The organism is Eisenbergiella porci (assembly GCF_009696275.1).
In the GTDB taxonomy this organism is placed as follows: domain Bacteria; phylum Bacillota; class Clostridia; order Lachnospirales; family Lachnospiraceae; genus Eisenbergiella; species Eisenbergiella porci.
In genome coordinates this window covers 1-4958 of sequence record NZ_VUMI01000109.1, presented here as the reverse complement: position 1 = coordinate 4958, position 4958 = coordinate 1, and the positions used below count along the sequence as shown (strand labels likewise).

Here is a 4958-nt window from a genome sequence, read left to right as displayed (position 1 = left end):
TAAGTGCTTTGATAAAAATACACTTAAATCGTGATGGATTATGAAAAGTAAATCAACCAAAGAATCCTTTATTTATAAGGTTTTCTATCGCCTACTTTGCATAATGTGTAGCTTTTCATAAGCCACGTTATGCGAAGCTTCGCATAACGTAGGAAAGACCACCACCACCGAGAATCTGGGCGTTGGCTTGGCTCTTGAAGGAAAAAAGGTGCTTCTGGTAGACACCGATCCCCAGGCTTCCCTGACGGTCAGTTTGGGCAATCCCTGCCCGGATGATCTGTCTCCGACACTTTCCGATCTGATGGGAAAGATTATGATGGAAAACCCTATTACTCCCGATGAAGGGATTCTTCATCATCCGGAGGGCGTTGATTTGGTGCCGTCCAACATCGAACTCTCAGGTATGGAGGTAGCACTGGTCAATGCCATGAGCCGGGAAACCATTCTCCGGCAATACCTGGATACAGTCAAACAGAATTATGATTACATTCTTCTTGACTGTATGCCGTCTTTGGGTATGCTGACCGTCAATGCGTTGGCAGCTGCCGACAATGTGCTGATACCGGTTCAGGCAGCATACCTTCCTGCAAAGGGTCTGGAACAGCTGCTTGGAACCATCAACAAGGTCAAGAGGCAAATCAACCCGAAACTGAGGATTGAAGGGATTCTTCTGACGATGGTGGACAGCCGCACCAACTACTCCAAAGACATCAGCAATCTGATTCGGGAGAGCTACGGCGGAAAGCTGAAGGTTTACAAGACCGACATTCCCCGCTCTGTCCGTGCAGAGGAAATCAGCGCAGAGGGAACCAGTATCTTCAAGCATGATCCCAAAGGCAAAGTTGCCGAAGCCTATAAAATTCTGACGAAGGAGGTGTTAAACAATGCAGAAAAAAGGCGCAAACATCAGCTTGAAGGGGTACGATGATATTTTCTCCACCGATCAATCCAGAGCTGAAGCCCAGCAGGAGCGTGTGCAGGAAATTCCGCTTTCTGAGCTACACCCCTTTGAGGGACACCCCTTCCGTGTGGTTGATGATGAAGAAATGATGAAAACGGCAGAGAGCGTCCGAGATTTCGGAGTTCTCACTCCTGCGATTGTCCGTCCTGACCCCGACGGTGGTTATGAAATCGTTTCTGGTCACAGGCGGCACCGGGCATCGGAGCTTGCGGGTAAGGAAACCATGCCTGCGATTGTTCGTGACCTGGACGATGATGCAGCCATTATTTTGATGGTTGATGCGAATTTGCAGAGGGAGAGTATCCTGCCGAGTGAAAGAGCATTTGCTTATAAGATGAAGCTGGATGCGATTAAACATCAAGGTCAACGCACCGATTTAACTTCATCCCAAGTTGGGATGAAGTTGCAGGCAATGGATATAGTCGGTCAGGAGGCAGGAGAAAGCAGAAATCAGGTACACCGTTATATCCGTCTGACCGAACTGATTCCGGAACTGCTGGATATGGTAGATACGGGTCAGATCAAATTCAATCCTGCGGTGGAGCTTTCCTATCTGGCAAGTGAAGAACAGAAGGATTTTCTTTCTGCAATGGATTATGCTCAAGCAGCTCCTTCCCTTTCGCAAGCACAGCGAATTAAAAAGCTCGCACAGGAGGGCGAGTGTACGCTGGATGCGATGTGCGAGATTATGAATGAAATCAAGAAGGGAGAGCTGGACAGAGTAACCTTCAAAACGGATTCGTTGCGAAAATACTTCCCGAAGTCCTATACCAACAAGCAGATGGAGGATAAAATCATTCAGCTTTTGGAGCAATGGCAGAAAAAAAGAGAAAAATCAATGGAAAGGTAAGGTAAAAAATGTTTACACCCAAAAACATTCAGGGCGCTTTGGAAGAACTCTACGACCTTTGCGATCCTGATTATATGGTAGATATGCTCGTAAACTACAGTGAGGAGTTCGATGATATTTCTCCTGCGCTTCTGGCAAAGTCGTTTCAGAAAAATGCCGAGATGATTAGCGAGTATCGAGTATTGTCCTCTGCTGGTGAGGGTATCGACTATCAGGGAAAGGTACTTCTGAACAGCAGAGCCGTGCGGCTTCTGTCCTATGTAGAAGATATGAGCGGCGATGAAAAAGTTCGCACGATTCAGAGCAAGGAGCTGTGGTTAGCAGAAGATATGACATTCTATGTGGTGTCCTGTATGTCTACGATCACGATGGACAAGGAAGAAGCCATTTGTCTTAACGAACACCGCAGCGTGGTTACTACGGTGGAATGCGAGGACGATATTTTCTTCGACATGGGTTCCCTGATTTGCGAACTGGACGATATTTGCTTGTTCGAGCTTTTAGCCGATGTGGATGCGACTATTTATGAACTGTAACAGGTTCATGGATGGTCGCTTTTCTTATTTCCAAAGAAACGGAGGTATCGAAACTTGAAAGAATACGATGTGAAGATCACCGAAACCTTGGAGAAAACGGTTACGGTGCAAGCAGAATCTCACGATGCGGCAGAGGAACAGGTTAGAGCCGCTTATTACAATTCGGAGTACATTCTGGACTCCGAAAACTTTACCGGTGTTGCGTTCGGCACGACCGAGGAACGGGAGGTTCAGAAAGAACAGGCAGATACCATGAATGTGTTGCTGGTAAAGCCGTTCATGTATCCGCAGGCTGTGCAGATCGGCTGTGAGCTGGAGGATTTGCAGAAAGCCGTAGGTGGCGATATTGAGGCAACTTATCCGTTCAATGAGCCGGTTGCACTGGTGATGCACGACGAAGGTAAACTCGTAGGCAAAGAACTGAACCGTGCGCTGCGTGATGATGACGGCGATATTTATGACATTATCGCCGGTGATTTTCTGGTTGTGGGATTGGGCGAGGATGATTTTTGTTCTCTGTCCCCGGAACTGATGAAGCAGTTTGAGGAACACTTTCATCAGCCTGAGACTTTTGTACGCATGGGGCGCAGCATTATGGCGCTTCCCCTGCCGGATGACATGGTGAAGAAAGAAGATGCACCTGTCAAAGCTGATTCGGTTCCCCACAAAAGTAACCCTGACCGAGATGTTCTGTAAGGAGGTTCTTATGCAAAGAAATTCGACGATTGGAGAGCTGATGGAGCGAAAGCGGATTCAGGATGGTGCCAAGGAGTACCAGGGACATACCTATATGGACTTGGCACGATTTGATGACGCCACCAAGCACATGATTATTTTCGATGTGCTGACCGATGAATCGCCTGTCGGTTGGAAAGGCGAAAGAAATCGCCTGTATTTGAGCGATGTGGGTTATCAGAAGGCTCTGGATAACCAGAAAGCTGGCAATATCAAGATTATCAGCCATGCCGCAGTTGCCAAGGGCAATCTGTATTACGACCACAGAGATATGGCACGATAATCTGTTCACTCTACTGCTTGCAGGAGGTGATGAATCATGCAGGAAGAAGTTGAAAACAGAACAGTAAACCTGGCGATCAGCACAACCAAGCTGACGGGGCGCACTATCATTGCCGGTATCCGCAAGTATTTGCAGCACCGGGAAAAAGTGAAGATGAAAAAGGCACGAGACCCTGCCGTTCATGGAAAGCAATCCGTGAAACAGCTTTTGGGACAGAATCAGGGTGCTACGAATGTTGAGATCGACAAAGAGAGTATCCGTGATTTTGAAAAGCTCGCCAAGAAGTATGGCGTGGACTTTGCCGTAAGAAAAGATAAGTCCGTTGATCCTCCCCGGTTTCTTGTTTTTGTCCGTTCTAAAGATGCAGATGCTTTGGATGCAATCTGCAAGGAACATCAGGCAAGGGCATTAACCAAGAATGAAAAGCCGAGCGTTCTGGCGCAGCTGAAGAAGTTCAAGGAAATTGTCGCAGCGATTCCGAAGAAGGTTCGAGAGAAGAAACAGGAGCGTGATCTGTGATGGATAAGAGAAAAATGAAAAAGCTCCTGATTCTGAATTTACCGTATTTTCTGGTAGGGTTGTTCGCTACGAATTTAGGAGAAGCATGGAGATTGGCTGAGGGGGCAGATTCATCTGCGAAAATCCTCAGCTTTTTTCATGCCCTTCCGATAGCCCTGAACAATCCGTTTCCCAGCTTTCACCCGTTGGATTTGCTGATTGGTATTCTCTGCGGCGCAGGACTTCGGCTGGCTGTCTATCTAAAAGGCAAAAACGCAAAGAAGTACCGACACAATGTTGAGTACGGTTCTGCTCGTTGGGGAACGGCAAAAGATATTGAGCCGTTTATTGCACCAAAGTTCGAGGACAATGTGATCCTGACGAAAACGGAGCGGCTGATGATGAGCAATCGCCCGAAGAATCCTGCCAATGCCCGAAATAAGAATGTTCTGATTATCGGCGGTTCGGGTTCCGGTAAAACTCGCTTTTGGTTGAAGCCAAACCTTCTCCAGATGCACAGTTCCTATGTGGTCACTGACCCGAAAGGCAGCATCGTGATTGAGTGCGGCAACGCCCTTTTGAAGCATGGCTACACCATCAAGATTTTCAACACCATCAACTTTCAGAAGTCGATGCACTATAACCCATTTGCCTATATCCATTCAGAAAAAGACATTCTGAAACTGGTGACAACGCTGATTGCCAACACAAAGGGTGATGGAAAAGCCGGTGATGAGTTCTGGACGAAGGCGGAAACGCTGCTCTACTGTGCCTTGATCGGATATATCCACTATGAAGCTCCGGTTGAGGAACAGAATTTCTCCACCCTGATTGAGTTCCTGAACGCAATGGAGGTGCGGGAAGATGATGAGGAGTTCCAGAACCCGGTGGATCTGATGTTTGAAGCCCTGGAAAAGAAAAAGCCGAATCACTTTGCAGTCCGTCAGTATAAAAAATACAAGCTGGCTGCCGGTGTTGTATGCTCTAAAAGACTTCTTAATCAAGTGGTTGGGAAGTCTCTTAGAACACATAACCTAAAGTCGTAGAAAGGAGCGCAAGCAATGAGAAGAAACGAGAAAATTACTGTTCTTTACG

General features: G+C 47.2%; 5 protein-coding genes and 2 pseudogenes. All 7 read left to right on the top strand.

Annotated elements, in window-relative coordinates; all coding sequences use genetic code 11:
* Positions 1 to 148: 148 nt before the first annotated feature.
* A pseudogene (locus tag FYJ45_RS28745) lies at positions 149 to 928 on the top strand (ParA family protein); the annotation flags it as partial.
* The gene (locus tag FYJ45_RS28740; RefSeq protein ID WP_002304314.1) at positions 885 to 1811 is read left to right on the top strand and encodes a ParB/RepB/Spo0J family partition protein; all 927 of its coding nucleotides are present in this window, start codon (positions 885 to 887) and stop codon (positions 1809 to 1811) included. The pseudogene FYJ45_RS28745 and the gene FYJ45_RS28740, both read left to right, overlap by 44 nt.
* A gap of 8 nt (positions 1812 to 1819) precedes the next feature.
* Positions 1820 to 2347 (top strand): hypothetical protein, encoded by a 528-nt coding sequence (locus FYJ45_RS28735; protein WP_002304315.1) that lies wholly within the window; start codon positions 1820 to 1822, stop codon positions 2345 to 2347.
* 54 nt (positions 2348 to 2401) lie between these two features.
* Positions 2402 to 3043: a DUF3846 domain-containing protein gene (locus tag FYJ45_RS28730; RefSeq protein ID WP_002588969.1), complete on the top strand. Its 642-nt coding sequence runs from the start codon at positions 2402 to 2404 to the stop codon at positions 3041 to 3043.
* Positions 3044 to 3053: 10 nt separating this feature from the next.
* The gene (locus FYJ45_RS28725) at positions 3054 to 3365 is read left to right on the top strand and encodes a DUF5720 family protein (RefSeq protein ID WP_002304317.1); all 312 of its coding nucleotides are present in this window, start codon (positions 3054 to 3056) and stop codon (positions 3363 to 3365) included.
* Positions 3366 to 3401: 36 nt separating this feature from the next.
* Complete coding sequence (locus tag FYJ45_RS28720; RefSeq protein WP_002304320.1) at positions 3402 to 3884, top strand: PcfB family protein; 483 nt, start codon at positions 3402 to 3404, stop codon at positions 3882 to 3884.
* Positions 3884 to 4864: pseudogene (locus FYJ45_RS28715) on the top strand (type IV secretory system conjugative DNA transfer family protein); the annotation flags it as partial. The gene FYJ45_RS28720 and the pseudogene FYJ45_RS28715, both read left to right, overlap by 1 nt.
* Positions 4865 to 4958 lie beyond the last annotated feature (94 nt).

Bases quoted from the DNA above. Each gene is read 5' to 3' on its own strand.
- FYJ45_RS28720 (WP_002304320.1), top strand. From the start codon at position 3,402: ATGCAGGAAGAAGTTGAAAACAGAACAGTAAACCTGGCGATCAGCACA.
- FYJ45_RS28725 (WP_002304317.1), top strand. From the start codon at position 3,054: ATGCAAAGAAATTCGACGATTGGAGAGCTGATGGAGCGAAAGCGGATT.
- FYJ45_RS28735 (WP_002304315.1), top strand. From the start codon at position 1,820: ATGTTTACACCCAAAAACATTCAGGGCGCTTTGGAAGAACTCTACGAC.
- FYJ45_RS28740 (WP_002304314.1), top strand. From the start codon at position 885: ATGCAGAAAAAAGGCGCAAACATCAGCTTGAAGGGGTACGATGATATT.